Below are 17,329 nucleotides of genomic sequence, written 5' to 3' on the forward strand. Positions count from 1 at the left end.
CGGCCGGCGGGGGCGGCCCGCCCCCGCCGGCCACGCGCCGCCGGCCACGCGCCTGCGGGGCGGTTCAGCCCCTGCCCCCCAGGGGTCTCAGGCCGTCGGGCGGCCCAGGGCCCGGTAGGTCCAGTCGGCCTTGCGCCAGAGCGAGGCGTCCAGCGTGTTCCGCCCGTCCAGAATGTGGCGGTTGGACACCACCTCGCCCAGGGCCACCGGGTCCAACTCCTGGAACTCGCGCCACTCCGTGAGGTGCAGCACCACGTGCGCGCCCCGCGCGGCCTCCGTCGCCGACTCGGTGTAGCGCAGCGTCGGGAAGACGGCCCGGGCGTTGACGACGGCCTTGGGGTCGTAGACGCTCACCTCGGCGCCCTGGAGGTGGAGTTGACCCGCGATGTTCAACGCCGGGGAGTCGCGGACGTCGTCCGTCTCCGGCTTGAAGGCGGCGCCGAGCACCGCGACCCGCCGGCCCAGCAGCGAGCCGCCCAGCGCGTCCCTGGTCAGCGCGACCATCGAGGCGCGGCGGCGCATGTTGAGCGAGTCCACCTCGCGCAGGAACTGGAGCGCCTCGGACGCCCCCAGCTCCCCCGCCCTGGCGAAGAAGGCGCGCAGGTCCTTGGGCAGGCAGCCGCCGCCGAACCCGATGCCGGAGCGCAGGAACTTCGGGCCGATCCGTTCGTCGTGCCCGAGCGCCTCCGCGAGCTTGACCACGTCGCCGTCGGCGACCTCGCAGACCTCGGCCATCGCGTTGATGAAGGAGATCTTGGTGGCGAGGAAGGCGTTGGCCGCCGTCTTGACCAACTCGGCCGTCGGCAGGTCGGTGACGACGAACGGGCTGCCCTCGGCGACGGGCGTCGCGTACACCTCGCGCAGCACGGCCTCGGCCCGCTCGCTGGTCACGCCGACCACGATCCGGTCGGGATGGAGGGTGTCCCGCACGGCGAAGCCCTCCTGGAGGAACTCCGGGTTCCACGCCAGCTCGGCGGCCTCGCCGGCCGGCGCCAGCTCGGCGACGCGGCGGGCCAGCCGCGCGGCGGAGCCGACCGGGACGGTGGACTTCCCGACGACCAGCGCCGGCCGGTCGAGGTGGGGCGCGAGGGAGTCCACCGCGCTGTCGAAGTACGACATGTCACAGGCGTACTCGCCGGGGCGCTGCGGGGTGTTGACGCAGATGAAGTGCACGTCAGCGAAGGCGGCGACCTCCTCGAAGGAGGTGGTGAACGACAGCCGCCCCGTGGAGTCCGGCAGGCCGGCGACGTGCTGGCGCAGGATCTCCTCAAGTCCCGGCTCGTACATCGGGGAGAGCCCCCGGGAGAGCAGTTCCACCTTGGCCGGCACCACGTCGATGCCGATCACCTCGAAGCCCAACTCCGCCATGGCGGCTGCGTGGGTGGCGCCGAGGTAGCCGAGACCGATCACCGAGATCCTGAGAGGCATGGCCCCGAGCATAGACGGACGGGCCTGTCGGCAAGCTCACCTATCCCCAGGCCCGCCATGACCCTAGGATCAAGTTACTTAACAGTCATGAACCAGTGGCACCACTGGCCCGAGCCAGTGCGGCACTGAACCAGCGAACCGCTTCGTGGGCAGGGAGTGAGACAGGTGGCAGGAGCCGGGGACTTCGATCTCTACCGTCCGGCCGAGGAGCACGAGATGCTCCGGGAGTCCGTTCGGGCGTTGGCCGAGGCGAAGATCGCGCCGCACGCGGCGGACGTCGACGAGCAGGCGCGTTTTCCGCAGGAGGCGCTGGACGCGCTGGTCGGCAACGACCTGCACGCGGTCCATGTGCCGGAGGAGTTCGGCGGCGCGGGGGCCGACGCGCTGGCCACGGTGATCGTGATCGAGGAGGTCGCGCGGGTGTGCGCCTCCTCCTCGCTGATCCCTGCCGTCAACAAGCTGGGGTCGCTGCCGCTGATGCTGTCGGGCTCGAAGGAGTTGCGGGAGCGGTATCTCACCCCGCTGGCCAAGGGGCAGGCGATGTTCTCGTACTGCCTCTCGGAGCCGGACGCGGGCTCGGACGCCGGCGGCATGAAGACCAGGGCGGTGCGGGACGGGGACTCCTATGTCCTCAACGGCGTCAAGCGGTGGATCACCAACGCCGGGGTCTCCGACTACTACACGGTGATGGCGGTCACCGACCCGGAGAAGCGGACGCGGGGCGGGATCTCGGCGTTCGTCGTGGAGAAGGGCGACGAGGGGGTCTCGTTCGGGGCGCCCGAGAAGAAGCTCGGCATCAAGGGCTCGCCGACCCGCGAGGTGTATCTGGACAACGTGCGGGTGCCGGCCGAGCGGATGATCGGCGACGAGGGCACCGGCTTCGCGACCGCGATGCGCACCCTGGACCACACCCGGATCACGATCGCCGCCCAGGCGCTGGGCATCGCGCAGGGCGCCCTGGACTACGCGAAGGGCTATGTGCGCGAACGCAAGCAGTTCGGAAAGCCGGTGGGCGACTTCCAGGGCGTCCAGTTCATGCTGGCCGACATGGCCATGAAGCTGGAGGCGGCCCGGCAGCTGACCTATGCGGCGGCCGCCAGGTCGCAGCGCGAGGACGGCGACCTGACGTTCTTCGGGGCCGCCGCGAAGTGTTACGCCTCGGACGCGGCGATGGAGATCACCACCGACGCGGTGCAACTCCTCGGCGGCTACGGCTTCACCCGGGACTACCCGGTGGAGCGGATGATGCGGGACGCCAAGATCACCCAGATCTACGAGGGCACCAACCAGGTCCAGCGCATCGTGATGGCCCGCAACCTCCCCTGACCGAGCGGTCGTTGACCCTCCGACCCGCCGGGTCGGGGGGTCAGCCCGCCGCGCGTTCCTCCTCGCGGCGGCGGATCAGGGCGGCCACGCTGTCCAGAAGGAAGTCGAGGTTCTCGTTGAAGTCGTCCTCGGCGGTGTTCTCGTTGTCGAAGATCCCCGACGTGGCGACCTTGGCGAGCGTGGGAAACCGCTCGTCGGTGGCGACCCTGGCCATCATGCGGCCGTAGACCCGGCCCCACTCCTCGTACGAGACGCCGGTGCGCGCCGAGGCGCTGGTCATGGTGAGTTCCTGTCGGGTGTCGCCCAGGACGAAGCCGCTGATGATCAGCAGCACCCCGATCATGTCGCCCTCGTTGAGCGCGGTCCGGTCCAGCGCCGCGAGGGCCACCTCCATCCAGGCCAGGTTGTTGGGGCCCATCGGCGGGGCCCCGATGGGAATGTCCAGCATCCAGGGGCGGTCGAGCAGCAGTTGCCTGGTCCCGCGCGCCCAGTTGCGCAGCACGCCGCGCCAGTCGTCGGGCCAGTCCGAGGTGTCCGGCACCGAGGTGGCCATGGAGAACATCAGGTCCAGCAGGTCGTCCTTGCTGGGCACATAGCGGTAGAGGGTCATCGTGGTGACGCCCAGCTTCTGGGCGATGCGGCGCATCGAGACCGCCGCGATGCCCTCCTCGTCGGCGATCCGAACGGCCTCCCCCACCACCTGGTCGAGGCTGAGGCTGCCCCTGGGCCCGCGCGTGCCGGGGCTCTGGGTGCGCCAGAGCAGGTCGAGCAGGTACTGCGGGTCCCGCCCTCGGGTCTCGTCCGCCGCCATGTCGCCGCTCCTCGATCCTTCGTGCCAGGCCAGGGACCGCCGCCATCGTAGAACTCTGTACAGCGTCCACAGAAAGTGTACGCTGTACAGAGTTAGTGTACGCCGTACAGGGTTTCCCGTTCGGCGTGCGCCGGGACGTGCGCGAACGCGGATGCGGAGAGGGCGAGGTGGGGCGCGATGACAGCGATCGTGGCCGAGGGGATACGCAAGCGGTACGGGGACACCCGGGCCCTGGACGGGTTCGACCTGACGGTTCGGGAGGGCACGGTGCACGGGCTGCTGGGGCCCAACGGCGCCGGAAAGACCACGGCGGTGCGGACGTTGACCACGCTGGCGCGGATGACGGAGGGCCGGGCGACGGTCTGCGGGTTCGACGTGGCCAGCCAGCCGGACGAGGTGCGGGCCAGGATCGGGCTCACCGGGCAGTACGCGGCGGTGGACGAGTTCCTCAGCGGCCGGCAGAACCTGGTCCTCTTCGGCCGGCTCTTCGGGCTGCGGCCCCGGGCCGCCCGGCGCCGCGCGGACGAGCTGCTGGAACGGTTCGACCTCACCGGGGCCGCGGGACGCAGGGTGGACGGCTACTCCGGCGGGATGCGCCGCCGGCTCGACCTGGCGGCCAGCATGATCGTGGTGCCCCGGGTGCTCTTCCTGGACGAGCCGACCACCGGGCTCGACCCGCGCAGCCGCAACCAGGTGTGGGAGGCGGTGCGTTCGCTGGTCGCCGAGGGCACCACGGTGCTGCTCACCACCCAGTATCTGGAGGAGGCCGACCAACTCGCCGACCTGATCTCGGTCGTTGACGCCGGCCGGGTGGTGGCCGAGGGCACCGCCGACCAGCTCAAGTCGCGGCTGGGCGGGGACCGGGTCGAGGTGGTGGCGCGCGAGGCCGCCGACCTCGGAGCCGTGGCCGCGCTGCTGCGGCGCGTCTGCGGGGTCGAGCCGGAAGTCGACCACGAGACGCGGCGGGTGGTGGCCGAGGTGGACGACCGGGTGCGGGCCCTGACCGACGTGGCCGGCGCGCTGCGCGCGGCCGGGCTGGCGGTCGAGGACCTGGGCACCAGGCGGCCGACCCTGGACGAGGTGTTCCTCCACCTCACAGGCCGCCCGACGGACGACGCCACGCACCCCGAACGGGAAGGAGCCACGGCATGAGCGCGCACGCCACCACGGACGCACCCGGCGAGGCCCGTTGGCGGGGGCGCGCGCGGCGCGGGCCCCGGGTCGCCGTCTCGGACGGCCTGGTGATGACCCGGCGCAACATGGCCCAACTGGCGCGCAGCCCCGAGGAGATCTCCCTCTACTTCAGCCTGCCGATCCTGTTCGTGCTGGTCTTCGGCTATGTCTTCGGCAGCGGGATGCGGGTCCCCGGCGGCGGGAACTACCGCGAGTTCCTGCTCCCCGGCGTCTTCGCCATGACCATGCTCTACGGGATGGGGGCGACGGGAACCTCGTTGGCGTTCGACGTCAGCCGGGGCGTGGTGGACCGCTTCCGGTCGATGCCGATGGCCAGGTCGGCGCTGCTGGTCGGCCGGTGCCTGGCCGATCTGCTGCGCGGGCTGCTGGAGATGACCGTGCTGGTGGTCTGCGGCCTGCTGGTCGGCTGGGAGTGGCACCGGGGCGTCGGGCTCGCGCTGGCGGCGGTGGGCCTGGTGCTGCTGCTGCGGGTGGCGATGTCCTGGATCGGGATCTACATCGGCCTGCTGCTGCCCAACCCGGACACGGTCGGCACGGTGATCTTCCCGTTGGCCTTCCCGCTGACCGCCCTGTCCAGCATCTTTGTCGCGCCCGAGCTGATGCCCGGCTGGCTGGGCACCATCGCGGAGTGGAACCCGCTCTCGGCGACGGTCGCCGCGACCCGCGAGCTGTTCGGCAACCCGGGCCTGGGGAGCGACTCCTGGGCGGCGGACCACGCGCTGCTGCTGGCGGTGGCCTGGCCGGTGGCGATGGTGGCGGTGTTCGCTCCGCTGGCCATCCGCCGCTTCCAGCGGCTCACCGACTGAACCGGTCCCCGGAAACGGGCGGGGCGGGGCCGGCACCCACCGGCCCCGCCCCGCGTTCGCCCCGGAGCGCGAACGCTCAGATGCTGACGCCGTGCTCGCGCAGGTACGCCAGCGGGTCGATGTCGGAGCCGTAGGAGGGGCCGGTGCGCACCTCGAAGTGCAGGTGCGGGCCGGTCACATTGCCGGTGGCGCCGGAGAGGCCCACCTGGTCGCCGGCGCCGACCGACTGGCCGACGCTCACCGAGAGCGAGGAGAGGTGGGCGTACTGGCTGTAGTGGCCGTCGGCGTGCCGGACCACGACCTCGTTGCCGTAGGAGCCGCCGCTGCCGGCGGTCACGACCTCGCCGGCGGCGATGGAGACCACCGGGGTGCCGGTCGCGACGGGGAAGTCGGCGCCGGTGTGGTACCCGGAGGACCACAGCGCGCCGGCGTTGCCGTAGCCGCCGCCGCTCACGCCGGCCACGGGGGCGACGTACTCGCCGCTCGGGGCGGGCTCGGCCGGCTCGTCGGCCTCGGCGTCCCCGAGGTCCAGGGAGAGGGTGAGGCCGGGGGCGATGTGGCCCGGGTCGTCACCGATGACCTCGCGGTTGGCCTCGTAGAGCTGCTCCCAGCCGCCGGCGATGTCATGGTCGGCCGCGATGCGGTACAGGGTGTCGCCGCCCTCGACGGTGTAGCTGGCGGGCGCGGCGCCGGCGGCGCCGGCGGCGAACAGGGGCAGGGCGAGGCCGGCGGCCCCGGTGGTGAGCAGCGCGGCGGCGCGGGACACGCGGCGGGACGGCTGACGGCGGTGGCGTCCGGTTCCGGACATGGGGTCTCCTCTCCGACGCCTGCGAGGTCAGCTGTCGGGTTCGGGCCGGAGTCGCCCGGCCACGGCCGGCCGCGACGCGCCTGGGCGCCGGGTTCTGCCGTGACTTCACCCCTAGCCGGAGATCGAACGAGATCCGGCGGAATTGGGTCCCCCGCTCCTGTCAGACGGAATGACCACGTTCCCGCTTCCGGTGACAGGATTCGGCGTCCGGAGCGGTTCGCCGCGAATGCGACGCGGACCGAACGTTAAACCCGGGAATTCCCCCCGGACAAGAAAGCGGGAACGCCGGGAACGTGACCCGAATATCACGGACGCCGGCATATGACGCTGCGTTCTGATCGTTTTCCGCACCGTAGGCGGCGCGCCGTTCCGGGAGAGGCGTCAACTGCACGCGGAAAAGGGACACTTCGCCGGGCGCTATCTCACCTTTGGGGCTATTGCCCGTTTTTCCGGCCGTCCAGGCTCTCGATGGTGGCGATCGACGGGCCGCGCCCGCTCGCCAGATCGGCGGCCACGGTCTCCGCATCGCGCAGCACCCGCACCGCGTTCTCCCAGGTCAGCTTGGCCAGGTCGGCGCGCGACCAGCCGCGTTCCAACAGCTCGGCGATCAGCAGCGGATAGCCGGAGACGTCCTCAAGGCCACGCGGCAGGAAGGCCGTCCCGTCGTAGTCCCCGCCGATCCCGATGTGGTCGACGCCGGCCACCTCCCGCATGTGGTCGAGGTGGTCGGCCACGGTCGCCGGGGTGGCCGTCGGGCGCGGGTTGGCCTCCTCGAACGCGCGCTGCACCCGCATCCCCGGCTCCGTGGTGTCCAGCGGGTGGAAGCCGTTGGCCGTCATGTTCGCGTCGGCCCGGCGGGTCCACTCGATGGCCTCGGGCAGCACGAACTTGGGGACGAAGGTGGCCATCGCGACCCCGCCGTTGGCGGGAAGCGCGGCCAGCACATCGTCCGGAACATTGCGCGGATGGTCGCAGACGGCGCGCGCCGAGGAATGCGAGAAAATCACCGGCGCCTCGGAGATCCGCAGCGCGTCCCGCATCACGTCGGCGGAGACATGGCTGAGATCGACCAGCATTCCGACACGGTTCATCTCCCGCACCACCTCGGCGCCGAAGGCCGAGAGGCCGCCGTGCCGTGGCTCGTCGGTGGCGGAATCCGCCCAGTCGATCGTGGAGTTGTGCGTCAGCGTCATATAGCGCACGCCGAGCCGGTGAAAGGCGCGCAGCGTCGCCAGCGAGTTGTTGATGGAATGGCCGCCCTCGGCGCCCATCAGCGAGGCGATCCGGCCCTGCGCCCTGGCCGCCACCATGTCGTCGGCGGTCAGCGCCCTGGCCAGGTCGGTCGGATAGCGGTCGAGCAACCGCCCGACCACGTCGATCTGTTCGAGGCAGGCGCTGACGGCGTGGTCGCCGCTCAGCTCGGCCGGCACATAGACCGACCAGAACTGCGCGCCGACGCCGCCGGCCCGCAGCCGGCGCAGGTCGGTGTGGAGCCGGCCGGTCAGGTCGCCGGCGATGTCGGCCCGGTCCAGGTCGTAGCCCACGGTCTCGCGCAGCGCCCAGGGCAGGTCGTTGTGCCCGTCGACCAACGGGTGCTCGGCGAGCAGCGCCCGCGCCTCGGCCAGCCGGTCGGCGGCAACCTCGCTCATCGGGCCCGCTCCTCGGTCTCGTGGGGCGGCGTGTCCAGGGAGGCACGCAGCCGGCGGCCCTTCTCCCTGGCCTGCTCGCGCAGTTCGTCCTGGAACGCGCGCATCCGGGCGCGCAGCTCCGGGTCGGCCGCGCCCAGGATGCGGGCGGCGAGCAGCCCCGCGTTGCGGGCGCCGCCGACGGAGACCGTGGCCACCGGCACCCCGGCGGGCATCTGCACGATGGAGAGCAGCGAGTCCATCCCGTCCAGGTGTTTCAGCGGCACCGGGACGCCGATCACCGGCAGCGGGGTCAACGAGGCGAGCATTCCGGGCAGATGAGCGGCCCCTCCGGCCCCGGCGATGATCACCGAGAGACCGCGTTCGGCCGCTTCCTGCCCATAGGTGACCATCTCGGTGGGCATCCGGTGCGCCGAGACCACGTCGGCCTCATAGCGGACGCCGAACTCGTCGAGCGCCTCGGCCGCCGCCCGCATCACCGGCCAGTCGGAGTCGGAACCCATCACGATGCCCACCTGGGGCGCCGGGCTGTCGCTCATGCCTCACCATTCGTCGTTTCGGCGGTCGTTCACTCACGGCGGTCGTTCACTCGTCGATCAGGCCGCGAAGGTAGTCGGCCGCGTGGCGAGCACGTTCGGTCACGTCGGCCAGGTCGTCGCCGAACGTGTTGACATGCCCCACCTTGCGGCCTGGCCTGACGTCCTTGCCGTACATGTGGATCTTCAGGGCCGGGTCCCTGGCCATGCAGTGCAGATAGGCCGGATACATCTCCGGGTACTCCCCGCCCAGGACGTTGGACATCACCGTCCAGGGCGCGCGCGGCCTGGGGTCGCCCAGCGGCAGGTCGAGCACGGCCCGCAGATGGTTGGCGAACTGCGAGGTCACCGCGCCGTCCTGGGTCCAGTGGCCGGAGTTGTGCGGGCGCATCGCCAGCTCGTTGACCAGCACCCGGCCGTCCCGCGTCTCGAACAGCTCGACCGCCAGATGGCCCACCACCCCCAGCTCTGCGGCGATCCGCAGCGCCATCTCCTGGGCGTGGGCGGAGAGTCGGGGCGCGAGGTCGGGCGCGGGCGCGATCACCGTGTCACAGACGCCGTCGACCTGCCGGGACTCGACGACCGGGTAGGCCACGGCCTGGCCGTGCGGGGAACGCACCACGTTGGCCGCCAACTCGCGGCGGAAGTCCACCCGCTCCTCGCCCAGCACCGGCACCCCAGCGCGGAAGGCGTCGCCCGTCTCCGCCTCGGAGCGCACCAGCCACACGCCCTTGCCGTCGTAGCCGCCGCGCACCGTCTTCAGCACCACGGGGAAGCCGCCGACCTCGGTCGCGAAGCGGGCCACATCGGCCGGGTCGGTCACGATCCGGTGGCGCGGGCAGTCCACGCCAAGTTCGGTGAGTCGGGCGCGCATCACGCCCTTGTCCTGGGCGTGCACCAGCGCGTCGGGCCCGGGGCGCACCGGGATGCCGTCGGCCTCCAGCGCGCGCAGATGTTCCGTCGGCACATGTTCGTGATCGAAGGTGATCACATCGCACCCTTTGGCGAACGCGCGCAGCGTGGCCAGATCGCGGTAGTCGCCGACCACCACATCGTTCACCACCCGCGCCGCCGAGTCCTGCGGGGTGTCACTGAGCAGACGGAAGGTGATGCCGAGCGGGATGCCCGCCTCATGGGTCATTCGGGCGAGCTGACCGCCTCCGACCATGCCGACCACGGGAAATGTCACGCGCCCCAGCGTATCCGGCCCCCGTTCCGCCCCGGCGGGGGCCCGGAACCGCGACGGCCCGTGGCCACGTCCCTGCTGGTGGTTCGCGACCGCGAAGGCCGCCCGAGGCCGAAGGCGCGTGAGCCGGGAGCACAGAATGAGACAGCCCGAAGCACAAGGCGAGAGGCGTGGGGACGTGAACAGCGTGAACGGCGTGAACGGTGGCAACGGCGTGGCCGGCGGGACGACGCGAGGCCGGGGGGCCCGCGCGCGCCGGCTGCTGCTCGCCCCGCTGGCCGCGTTGGCGCTGCTGCTCACCGGCACCGCCTGCCAGGACGACGAGCCGGAGCAGCCGCGGTTCACCGACGCCGACGCCGGGGCGCCGGTCGAGGTCACCGCCGGCGAATCATTCCTTCTGGCCCTGGAGGAGAACCCGTCCATCGGCTGGGAGTGGACGGTCATCGACCCGGAGCCGGACGAGGCCGTGGTGCGGGCGGACGGGGACCGGTACGAGTCCGACGGCGACGAGCCCGGCACCGGCGGCACCCGGCTGCTGCGCTTCGAGGCGGTCGCGGCCGGCGAGACCGAGATCACCGTGACCCGCCTCTTCCGTGGCGAGTACGAGCCGGAGACCGACCTCGTCTTCGACATCCGGGTGGTCGACGCCGGGTGAGCCGCACGACGGGCCGTTGTCGGGAGGCGCGATTAGCATGGCGCACATGAAGGAGGGGCGTCCGCTCCGGGACCGGGTGCGCGGGGTCGCGAGGGAGGCGGCGAAGTTCGGCACGGTCGGCGCGTTCGGCTTCCTGGTCAACGTGGTCGTCTTCAACGTCTGCTCCCAGGTGCTGGGCCTGGCCCCGATCCGCTCCGGGGTCATCGCCACCTCGGCCGCCATCTGCACCAACTACGTGGGCAACCGCTACTGGACCTACCGCCACCGCGACCGCTCGGGCCGGCGCCGCGAGATCGCCCTGTTCGTGCTGTTCTCCTGCGTGGGGATGGTCATCGAGAACGGCGTGCTGGCCCTCTCCCACTACGGCCTCGGCCTCACCTCGCCGCTCGCCGACAACCTGGCGAAGAACGTGATCGGCCTCGGCATGGGCTCGCTCTTCCGCTTCTGGTCGTACCGGACCTGGGTCTTCCGCCGCTCGGGACGGGCCCCCGAGGCGAGCGGCGAGCCGCTGCCGGTCGGCTCCGCGGCGCGCTGAGGCCGCCGCGCGGCCGTCGCGGCCCGGCGCCCCGCCTCAGCCTTCCGGGGCCGGGTCCTCCATCTCGCGGCTGAGGAAGAGCGCGAACACCGGCGGGGAGAGCCCCAGCAACTCCAGCCGCCCCCCGTCCGCCTCGGCCAGGTCGCGGGCGACGGCCAGCCCGAGGCCGGTGGAGTTCCGGCCGCTGACCGTGCGTTCGAAGACCCGCGCGCCCAGCTCCTTCGGTACCCCTGGCCCCTCGTCCGTGACCTCGACCACCACCTGGTTCCCGGCGACCCGGGTGCGCAGGGCGACCGTTCCCGCGCCGTGCATCAGGGAGTTCTCCACCAGCGTCGCCACCACCTGGGCGACCGCGCCCGGGGTGCCAACCGCGCGCAGCCCCTGCTTGCCCGAGTGCACGATGGCCCGCCCCGCGCCCCGGTAGGCCGGCCGCCACTCCTCGACCTGCTGGGCCACCACCTCGTCCAGGTCGAAGCCGACGGCCGAACCCAGGCGTGGATCACGGGAGTTGGTCAACAGCCGCTGCACCACGTCGGTCAGCCGCTCGACCTGGACCAGGGCGACCGTCGCCTCCTCCTTGACCGTGTCCCGGTCCTCGGTGGCGATGATCTCCTCAAGCCGCATGGACAGCGCGGTCAACGGGGTGCGCAGCTGGTGGGAGGCGTCGGCTGCCAGCCGCCGCTCGGCGGTCAGCATCCGGGCGATCCGTTCGGCGCTGGCGTCCAGCACATCGGCCACCCGGTCCAACTCCGGCACCCCGTACCGGCGGTGGCGCGGGCGCGGGTCGCCCGAGCCGAGCCGTTCGGCGGTCTCGGCGAGGTCCGTCAGCGGCGCGGAGACCCGCCGGGCCTGCCGCACCGCGAGCAGCGCGGCGGCGGCCACGGCCAGCAGGGAGACCACGAGGATGATCATCAGCATCCGGCCGATCTCGTCGCTGACCACGCTCCTGGGCTGCCGCACCACAACCCGTTCGCCGTTCGCCCCGGTCTGGGTGCTCTCCATCGGGTTCTCGCCGGCCCCGGGGCCGAGCCGGATGGGCGGCTGCCCGACGAGTTCGATCAGCACCTGGCGGTCGGGCGGCGCGGAGGCGGCCATGTCCTCGGCGGTGATCGGCTCGCCGGAGGCGATCCGGCTCTCCACGTCCGCCAACAGGCGGGCGGTCTCGGACTCCAGCCGGTCCCTGGCGCTGGCCTCGATGGTCCTGGTCTCCACGAGGAACAGCGAGACGCCGAAGACGGCGATCACCACCAGGACGACCGAGAGCGTGGAGTTGATCAGACGACGGCGCACGGCGGCCTCGTCTCAGCTCTTCTCGAAGCGGAATCCCACTCCCCGGACGGTGACGATGTAACGCGGGTTGGCCGCGTCGTCGCCGAGCTTCTTGCGCAGCCAGGAGATGTGCATGTCCAGCGTCTTGGTCGAGGACCACCAGGTCGTGTCCCAGACCTCCCGCATCAGCTGCTCCCTGGTGACCACCCGGCCCGCGTCCCGCACCAGGACCCGCAGCAGGTCGAACTCCTTGGCCGTCAGGTGCAGCTCGTCCTCGCCCATCCAGGCGCGGTGCGACTCCACGTCGATCCTGATGCCGTGCACGGCGGGGGCCGGGCCGCTCTCCGCGTTCCCCCGGCGCAGCAGGGCCCGCACCCGGGCCAGCAGTTCGGCCAGCCGGAAGGGCTTGGTGACATAGTCGTCGGCCCCGGCGTCCAGCCCCACCACGGTGTCCACCTCGTCGGCGCGGGCGGTCAGCACCAGCACCGGCAGGCCGAGCCCCTCGGTGCGCAGCCGGCGACAGACCTCCAGGCCGTCCATCCCGGGAAGTCCGAGGTCGAGCACCACCAGGTCGACGTCCCCGCGCAGTCCCGCCCGCAGCGCCTCGGGGCCGTCCTCGCGCACCTCCACCTCGTATCCCTCGCGGCGCAGGGCACGGGCCAGCGGCTCCGAGATGGATGCGTCGTCCTCGGCGAGCAGCACACGGGTCATGCGCTGATGGTAGACGCCCGCGTCACCCGGGCATGGCAGGTCCCGGAGGAAGGGAGGGGAACGGGCCGTCCGTCGGCAACGGGCCGTCCGTCGGCAACGGGCGCCGCCCTCGGCCGGGAGCCGGCGACCGGAGGCCAGCGGCCGGCGACCGGCCTTCGGTCGGGGGGAGCGGCTGGCGCCCGTCGGGCGGGACCGGTCGCCCGTCAGTCGGGAACGGGCGCCCCCAGCTCGGCCCAGACCGTCTTGCCCACCGCGTCGGGCTCGTGCACCACGCCCCAGTCGAGACAGAGCCGCTGGACGATGAACATCCCGTGCCCGCCGGGGCGGCCCGGCAACCGGGTGGTCCGCAGCGCGGGGGTGCCGGCGCCCCGGTCCAGCACCTCGATCCGGATCAGCTTGGTGCCCCGGCCTATCCGCAGCTCCTCGGGGCCGCCGGCGTGCAGACAGGCGTTGGTCACCAGCTCGGAGACGACCAGCAGCACATCCTCGACGGCCGCGAACTGCTCCTCGTCCACGGCCGGCAGCCAGCCCCAGTCGTGGAGCGCCTGGCGCGTGAACTCGCGGGCTTTGGAGACCACTCCGCTCGTGCCGATCAGCCGTAGCCTGCGGACCTGCCGAACCGCTTCCTCGGCGGGGGCCACCCGGTGTCGCTGCGCACCCTGGTCATCAGCGGGGCGCGGTCGAGTCGTCCCCATGCACGCCTCCCCTAGCCTTCTCAGCCATCTTCGCGCCCCGTCGTCCTGGGCGGCGTTTCCTCAAACCAGCCGGGTGCCGGGTTCGTTCCGTTCGTTCCGTTCGGTCCGGTCGGTCCGGCATCGCGTCGAGTGGTCTCCTGCCCGGAGGTGCGGGTCGCACACCCGCCCCTTCGGGGCAATCGGCCGGGCGGGGCGACACGCTCCGACGTGCGCTGTCCGAACCAAGTGTGACGGGCGGGGATGGCCGCGTACAGCGGCCCCCGCCGTGGCGTCAGTCGCCCGGTGGACCGGCCAGGGCCTCGTCGAGGGTCTCGTGAACCGTGAACACGGCGGTGGCGCCCGTTATCTCCAGAATTCTCGCCACGATCGGCGGCATTTCGGCCAGATGCACCGCGCCGCCGGCCTGTTCGGCCTCCAGTCGTGTGGCGAGAAGCACATTCAGTCCGGTCGAGTCGCAGAACTCCAGACCGGAACAGTCAACGACAATCCGGGCACCTCCGGACACCACACACTCATGCAGTGCGCTGCGGAGCTTTTCGGCGGAATGGTGATCGAGTTCACCGACGGGCGCGACCACCGAGGACCCAGCCGTGCGCCGAACATCGACCGTCAGGCCACGCCGGTACGTCTCCCCCGGCATTCCGCGGTCCATGCGGCCCCCTTCTCATTGGAGCGCCCTCCTGGCTAGGTTCGAAACCTTAGCCTCTGGAGGCCCGGTCCGGCACCCCAACAGGACCGACATTCCTCGCAATTCGGACGTAGCAGACTTGCCATAGTTGCTGAAATCCGGGTAGGGCTAGAGAAGCACCTGTTTTTTTCGAACCGGCTTGGAGGCGCCGCAACCCCCAGTGCACGTCATGGCTTCGGCGGCCATACGCCGTGAAACTACGGAGGACAACCACATGTCACCGGCCCCTCGTACCCACGAACCGCATACCGGCGCTCCCGCGAAGGACGCCGCCTCGACCCCCGCCGACCCGCCGGCCGAGGCCGAGGACGTACTCGCGTCCATCCCGGAGATGCCGCCGTTCGATCAGGTGGCCCCGCTGGACGCGCGTGAACTGTCCAGGAGCCTCTTCGGCCGCCTCCGGGATCTGGAGGAGGGCACCCACGAGTACGCGTATGTGCGCAACACGCTGGTGGAACTCAACCTGGCGCTGGTGAAGTTCGCCGCCGCCCGGTTCCGCTCCCGCAGCGAGCCCATGGAGGACATCATCCAGGTCGGAACGATCGGTCTGATCAAGGCGATCGACCGCTTCGACGCCGACCGTGGAGTGGAGTTCCCCACCTTCGCGATGCCGACGATCGTCGGCGAGATCAAGCGCTTCTTCCGGGACACCTCCTGGTCGGTCCGGGTTCCCCGGCGCCTTCAGGAGCTGCGTCTCGACCTGGCCAAGGCGGGTGACGAGCTGGCCCAGAAGCTGGACCGCTCCCCGACGGTGGCCGAACTGGCCGAGCGCCTCGGGCTGTCCGAGGACGAGATCGTGGAGGGCATGGCCGCCTCCAACGCCTACACCGCGAGTTCCCTCGACGCGCAGCCGGAGGAGGACGACGCGGAGGGCGCGTTGGCCGACCGGATCGGCTACGAGGACCACGGGCTTGAGGGCATCGAGTACATCGAGTCGCTCAAGCCGCTGATCGCGCAGCTGACGCCGCGCGACCGCAAGATCCTGTCGCTGCGCTTCGTGGCGAACATGACGCAGTCGGAGATCGGCGAGGAGCTGGGCATCTCCCAGATGCACGTCTCCCGGCTGCTGTCGCGGACACTCGGCAAGCTCCGTCGCGGGCTGATGGTCGAGGAGTGAACGGGACCGGCACGCGGAACGGGACCGGCACGCGGAACGGCACCGGCACCGGCGCGCGGAACGGGAACGGGAACGGCACGCGGAGGGGGACCACCGCAGGGGCCGGGACCATGGCACGGGCCGAGACCACATAACGACACCGACACCGCCTCGGGGCGAGCGACACGGTTCGCCGAAGACGGTCAGCCTGGACGGCGCGCGGCTTTCCTCCGCGCGCCGTCCAGGCTTTTGTGCGCGGGGCACCCTGGGGCGAGCGACATTGCGGGGGCGGGCGGTTCAGGGGGCACGCCAGGGCGCGCTGACCGGGCGGTTCCGGCGGGCGGCCGGGCGGTTCAGGAGGTGGTGGCCGCCAGCGCCGCCACCTCGGGGAGCAGCGCGAGCGCGCCCCGGGCGCGGGCGACCAACTCGGCGCGCCCCGGCGGCTCGGCCCCCGAACCGACCTCGGCGTGCAGCCAGTCGTGAGGTTCGGGGCCGCCGGAGGGAACCCGGGCCGTCACCCTGGGCGCGGCCGGCGCCTGGGCCGAACCGCGCGCGGTGAGGACGGACGCCGTGGGCGTCGTGCCGAACGACCTGGACCTGGGCGCGGCCAGCACCCTGCCCGTCGCCGCCGGCTCCGCGCTGCGCGCGCCGCGCCGCCTCGGCCCGATCCTGGGGCGGCGGGTGCTGGTCATCGGGGGCGGCAGCGGGGTGGGGCGGTTCGCGGTGCGGCTGGCCGCCCTCGGCGGGGCGCGGGTGATCGCCAGCACCACCGACCCCGGCAAGGAGAAGTTGCTCCGTGAACTGGGCACGCACGAGGTGGTGTTCGGCGCCGCCGGCGTCGAGGAACTGACCCGGCGCCCGGTGCACGGGGTGATCGACCTGGTGGGCGGCGACCATCTGGTCGCCGGCTACCGGGTGTTGACGCCGGGCGGCGTGCTGATCGCCCTCGGGCACACGGCGGGGCAGGGCGAGGCGTTCCGGGTGGGCGACTTCGAGGGCCCGCTGGGGCACGACCGGATGACCACCTCCTTCTATCCGCTCGACGACCAGGTGGGGATCGGCGCGGATCTCGGCTGGCTGGCGGGGTTGTTGGGGAGCGGCGAGCTGGGCGCGAACATCGGCTGGCGCGGCGACTGGACGCGGCTGCCGGAGGCCACGGCCGCCCTGGTCGACGGGGCGGTCCCCGGGAAGGCCGTGCTCGACGTGATCGGTTGACGGCGGCGGGGGAAACCCCGTGCGGGCCGGGAGAAGGCCCCGTTAGGGTGCCGACATGCCACCCATACTGCTCACCGTCAACGCCGGCAGGAGCGCGGCCGTCGCGCGGACCAACGCCCCCAGCGGGCTGACAGGCATCGACAAGCGCCCGGTCGACGGCGAGGTCGCGGTCAGCGCGCCGGGCCCCAAGGGGGTGGGCGGCAGCGGGCTCGCCGGGGACTCCGTCGCCGACCTGCGCCACCACGGGGGCGACGACCAGGCGGTGTACGCCTACGCCAGGGAGGACCTGGACCACTGGGCCGCCGAGTTGGGCCGTTCCCTGGAGAACGGCGTCTTCGGTGAGAACCTGACCACCGAGGGCATCGACGTCAGCGACACCCGGGTCGGTGAACAGTGGCTGGTGGGCGACGAGTTGCTGCTGGAAGCCACCTCACCGCGCATCCCCTGCGCGACGTTCGCCGACTGGATCGGCGAGCGCGGCTGGGTCAAGCGGTTCTCGGAGGCCGCCCGTCCGGGAGCGTACTTCCGGGTGCTGCGCCCGGGCACCATCCGGGCGGGGGACCGGATCGAGGTGGTGCACCGGCCCGCGCACGAGGTGTCCGTGGCCTTCGCCTTCCGCGCGCAGCTCGGCGAACGGGCGCTGCGGCCCCGGCTCCTCGCGGCCGGACCCGCGCTCCACTCGGAGCTGTACCGGAATGCCACCGCCTGGGCCGAGGGCGCCTGA

General features: G+C 72.1%; 19 protein-coding genes and 1 riboswitch. Of the genes, 8 read left to right on the forward strand and 11 right to left on the reverse strand.

The features are described 5' to 3' along the window. Positions 1 to 87: 87 nt before the first annotated feature. On the reverse strand, positions 88 to 1,428 hold the full coding sequence (locus tag EBN88_RS02490; RefSeq protein ID WP_122182173.1) for a UDP-glucose dehydrogenase family protein: 1,341 nt from the start codon (positions 1,426 to 1,428) through the stop codon (positions 88 to 90). 165 nt (positions 1,429 to 1,593) lie between these two features. Between EBN88_RS02490 and EBN88_RS02495 the strand changes: the two genes are divergently transcribed. Continuing rightward, positions 1,594 to 2,754 (forward strand): acyl-CoA dehydrogenase family protein, encoded by a 1,161-nt coding sequence (locus EBN88_RS02495; RefSeq protein WP_122182113.1) that lies wholly within the window; start codon positions 1,594 to 1,596, stop codon positions 2,752 to 2,754. 40 nt (positions 2,755 to 2,794) lie between these two features. Here EBN88_RS02495 and EBN88_RS02500 read toward each other — a convergent pair whose 3' ends face one another. Then, on the reverse strand, positions 2,795 to 3,565 hold the full coding sequence (locus tag EBN88_RS02500; RefSeq protein WP_122182114.1) for a TetR/AcrR family transcriptional regulator: 771 nt from the start codon (positions 3,563 to 3,565) through the stop codon (positions 2,795 to 2,797). A gap of 177 nt (positions 3,566 to 3,742) precedes the next feature. Between EBN88_RS02500 and EBN88_RS02505 the strand changes: the two genes are divergently transcribed. Together EBN88_RS02505 and EBN88_RS02510 are read left to right on the forward strand one after the other, a co-directional pair. Further along, positions 3,743 to 4,717: an ATP-binding cassette domain-containing protein gene (locus tag EBN88_RS02505; protein ID WP_122182115.1), complete on the forward strand. Its 975-nt coding sequence runs from the start codon at positions 3,743 to 3,745 to the stop codon at positions 4,715 to 4,717. Next, positions 4,714 to 5,565, forward strand: coding sequence for an ABC transporter permease (locus EBN88_RS02510; RefSeq protein ID WP_199742225.1), 852 nt, complete (start codon positions 4,714 to 4,716; stop codon positions 5,563 to 5,565). Before EBN88_RS02505 ends, EBN88_RS02510 begins: the two co-directional genes overlap by 4 nt. Positions 5,566 to 5,641: 76 nt before the next feature. On the opposite strand, the gene EBN88_RS02515 is transcribed toward EBN88_RS02510, so the two are convergent. The 4 genes from EBN88_RS02515 to EBN88_RS02530 all read right to left on the reverse strand — a co-directional run bounded on the left by EBN88_RS02515 (position 5,642) and on the right by EBN88_RS02530 (position 9,744). After that, the gene (locus EBN88_RS02515; protein ID WP_122182116.1) at positions 5,642 to 6,373 is read right to left on the reverse strand and encodes a LysM peptidoglycan-binding domain-containing M23 family metallopeptidase; all 732 of its coding nucleotides are present in this window, start codon (positions 6,371 to 6,373) and stop codon (positions 5,642 to 5,644) included. 1 nt (position 6,374) lies between these two features. Next, positions 6,375 to 6,589, reverse strand: a riboswitch (cyclic di-AMP (ydaO/yuaA leader). A 218-nt stretch (positions 6,590 to 6,807) separates the two neighbouring features. Further along, positions 6,808 to 8,022 (reverse strand): dipeptidase, encoded by a 1,215-nt coding sequence (locus EBN88_RS02520; protein WP_122182117.1) that lies wholly within the window; start codon positions 8,020 to 8,022, stop codon positions 6,808 to 6,810. Continuing rightward, positions 8,019 to 8,558 (reverse strand): 5-(carboxyamino)imidazole ribonucleotide mutase, encoded by a 540-nt coding sequence (purE, locus tag EBN88_RS02525; protein ID WP_122182118.1) that lies wholly within the window; start codon positions 8,556 to 8,558, stop codon positions 8,019 to 8,021. Before purE ends, EBN88_RS02520 begins: the two co-directional genes overlap by 4 nt. A gap of 46 nt (positions 8,559 to 8,604) precedes the next feature. Next, positions 8,605 to 9,744 (reverse strand): 5-(carboxyamino)imidazole ribonucleotide synthase, encoded by a 1,140-nt coding sequence (locus tag EBN88_RS02530; RefSeq protein ID WP_122182119.1) that lies wholly within the window; start codon positions 9,742 to 9,744, stop codon positions 8,605 to 8,607. 193 nt (positions 9,745 to 9,937) lie between these two features. Here EBN88_RS02530 and EBN88_RS02535 point away from each other — a divergent pair, with 193 nt between their 5' ends. Further along, positions 9,938 to 10,396, forward strand: coding sequence for a protease inhibitor I42 family protein (locus EBN88_RS02535; RefSeq protein WP_158621304.1), 459 nt, complete (start codon positions 9,938 to 9,940; stop codon positions 10,394 to 10,396). Between the two features lie 46 nt (positions 10,397 to 10,442). Then, entirely contained in the window at positions 10,443 to 10,931 is a 489-nt protein-coding gene (locus EBN88_RS02540; protein ID WP_122182175.1) for a GtrA family protein, read from the forward strand. A gap of 36 nt (positions 10,932 to 10,967) precedes the next feature. Here EBN88_RS02540 and EBN88_RS02545 read toward each other — a convergent pair whose 3' ends face one another. The 4 genes from EBN88_RS02545 to EBN88_RS02560 form a co-directional block, all read right to left on the reverse strand. Further along, entirely contained in the window at positions 10,968 to 12,221 is a 1,254-nt protein-coding gene (locus EBN88_RS02545) for an ATP-binding protein (protein WP_122182121.1), read from the reverse strand. Positions 12,222 to 12,233: 12 nt separating this feature from the next. Beyond that, a complete protein-coding gene (locus EBN88_RS02550) occupies positions 12,234 to 12,911 on the reverse strand; it encodes a response regulator transcription factor (RefSeq protein WP_122182122.1) in 678 nt (225 codons plus the stop codon). 203 nt (positions 12,912 to 13,114) lie between these two features. Beyond that, a complete protein-coding gene (locus tag EBN88_RS02555; RefSeq protein WP_122182123.1) occupies positions 13,115 to 13,606 on the reverse strand; it encodes an ATP-binding protein in 492 nt (163 codons plus the stop codon). Positions 13,607 to 13,877: 271 nt separating this feature from the next. Continuing rightward, on the reverse strand, positions 13,878 to 14,258 hold the full coding sequence (locus EBN88_RS02560) for an STAS domain-containing protein (RefSeq protein WP_122182124.1): 381 nt from the start codon (positions 14,256 to 14,258) through the stop codon (positions 13,878 to 13,880). A gap of 250 nt (positions 14,259 to 14,508) precedes the next feature. Here EBN88_RS02560 and EBN88_RS02565 point away from each other — a divergent pair, with 250 nt between their 5' ends. Next, positions 14,509 to 15,411 (forward strand): RNA polymerase sigma factor SigF, encoded by a 903-nt coding sequence (locus EBN88_RS02565; RefSeq protein ID WP_122182125.1) that lies wholly within the window; start codon positions 14,509 to 14,511, stop codon positions 15,409 to 15,411. A gap of 332 nt (positions 15,412 to 15,743) precedes the next feature. On the opposite strand, the gene EBN88_RS30375 is transcribed toward EBN88_RS02565, so the two are convergent. Beyond that, positions 15,744 to 15,908 carry a hypothetical protein gene (locus EBN88_RS30375; protein ID WP_158621305.1) on the reverse strand — a complete coding sequence of 55 codons (165 nt, stop codon included), beginning with the start codon at positions 15,906 to 15,908 and terminating at the stop codon, positions 15,744 to 15,746. Positions 15,909 to 15,960: 52 nt separating this feature from the next. On the opposite strand from EBN88_RS30375, the gene EBN88_RS02570 reads away from it, so the two are divergent. After that, positions 15,961 to 16,605 (forward strand): zinc-binding dehydrogenase, encoded by a 645-nt coding sequence (locus EBN88_RS02570; protein WP_122182126.1) that lies wholly within the window; start codon positions 15,961 to 15,963, stop codon positions 16,603 to 16,605. A gap of 55 nt (positions 16,606 to 16,660) precedes the next feature. Next, the gene (locus EBN88_RS02575; protein ID WP_122182127.1) at positions 16,661 to 17,329 is read left to right on the forward strand and encodes an MOSC domain-containing protein; all 669 of its coding nucleotides are present in this window, start codon (positions 16,661 to 16,663) and stop codon (positions 17,327 to 17,329) included.

The organism is Streptomyces triticirhizae (assembly GCF_003696235.1).
GTDB classification, from domain to species: Bacteria; Actinomycetota; Actinomycetes; order Streptomycetales; family Streptomycetaceae; genus Streptomyces; species Streptomyces triticirhizae.